The sequence below is a fragment of the Ancylomarina longa genome (assembly GCF_003996985.1).
GTDB lineage: Bacteria > Bacteroidota > Bacteroidia > Bacteroidales > Marinifilaceae > Ancylomarina_A > Ancylomarina_A longa.
In genome coordinates this window covers 1-558 of the sequence record NZ_RJJX01000172.1, presented here as the reverse complement: position 1 = coordinate 558, position 558 = coordinate 1, and the positions used below count along the sequence as shown (strand labels likewise).

General features: G+C 49.6%; 2 protein-coding genes. Both read left to right on the top strand.

The annotated features are described in order from the left end of the window. On the top strand, positions 1–246 hold a 246-nt coding region (locus tag DLK05_RS16835), incomplete at its 5' end, for a host-nuclease inhibitor Gam family protein (RefSeq protein ID WP_127345105.1). A 5-nt stretch (positions 247–251) separates the two neighbouring features. Continuing rightward, a complete protein-coding gene (locus tag DLK05_RS16830) occupies positions 252–554 on the top strand; it encodes a recombinase RecT (protein ID WP_438830190.1) in 303 nt (100 codons plus the stop codon). The last annotated feature ends 4 nt before the right edge of the window (positions 555–558 follow it).

Genomic DNA, 558 nt, shown 5'->3' with positions numbered 1-558 from the left:
CACTACCAGCAGCTCGCCCGTGAAGAGAAAGAGGCAGAACTGGCAGACGACATGGAAAAAGGCCTGCCCCAGCACCTGTTTGAATCGCTATGCATCGATCATTTGCAACGCCACGGGGCCAGCAAAAAATCCATTACCCGTGCGTTTGATGACGATGTTGAGTTTCAGGAGCGCATGGCAGAACACATCCGGTACATGGTTGAAACCATTGCTCACCACCAGGTTGATATTGATTCAGAGGTATAAAACGAATGAGTACTGCACTCGCAACGCTGGCTGGGAAGCTGGCTGAACGTGTCGGCATGGATTCTGTCGACCCACAGGAACTGATCACCACTCTTCGCCAGACGGCATTTAAAGGTGATGCCAGCGATGCGCAGTTCATCGCATTACTGATCGTTGCCAACCAGTACGGCCTTAATCCGTGGACGAAAGAAATTTACGCCTTTCCTGATAAGCAGAATGGCATCGTTCCGGTGGTGGGCGTTGATGGCTGGTCCCGCAATCAATATGAACAGCAATATGAAAATCTGCGAAAGGAAATTAATTCATAATGAA